Raw genomic sequence first — 513 nt, forward strand, 5'->3', positions numbered from 1 at the left:
ATGACGAGCGCAGCCGCCAAACCGCCCGTTCTGCAGCTCGACGCCATCGTCTCCGGCTATGACGGCCTCGAGGTGCTCAAGGGTATTTCGCTGACCGTCCGTGCCGGTGAGTTCGTCACCGTCGTCGGTCCGAACGGCCATGGCAAATCGACGCTTCTCAAGACGATCTCCGGCCTCGTGCCGCTACGCGGCGGGCAGATCAGCATCGACGGCCAGCGCCTGTCAGGCAAGCCACACGAAACGGCGATGCTGGGCGTCGCCCACGTGCCGCAGGGCGACATGCTGTTTGCGCAGATGAGCGTGCTCGAAAACCTGCTGATGGGCGCCTATCTGGCGCCCGACAAGGCCGAGATCAAGCGCCGGCTGGACGAGGTCTACACGCTTTTGCCGAAGCTCGCCGACCGTCGCGACCAGGTCGCCTCGAGCCTGTCCGGCGGCGAACGGCGCATGGCCGGAATCGGCCGCGGCCTGATGATGGGCGGGCGCATCTTGCTGATCGACGAGCCGTCGCTC

General features: G+C 66.5%; 1 protein-coding gene. It reads left to right on the plus strand.

Annotation, left to right across the window (positions count from 1 at the left end; translation table 11 throughout):
* The coding region (locus tag E5W87_RS29285) for an ABC transporter ATP-binding protein (protein WP_292405507.1) at positions 1–513 on the plus strand (513 nt) is incomplete at both ends.

The sequence above is a fragment of the Mesorhizobium sp. genome (genome assembly GCF_004962925.1).
Taxonomy (GTDB): Bacteria; Pseudomonadota; Alphaproteobacteria; order Rhizobiales; family Rhizobiaceae; genus Mesorhizobium.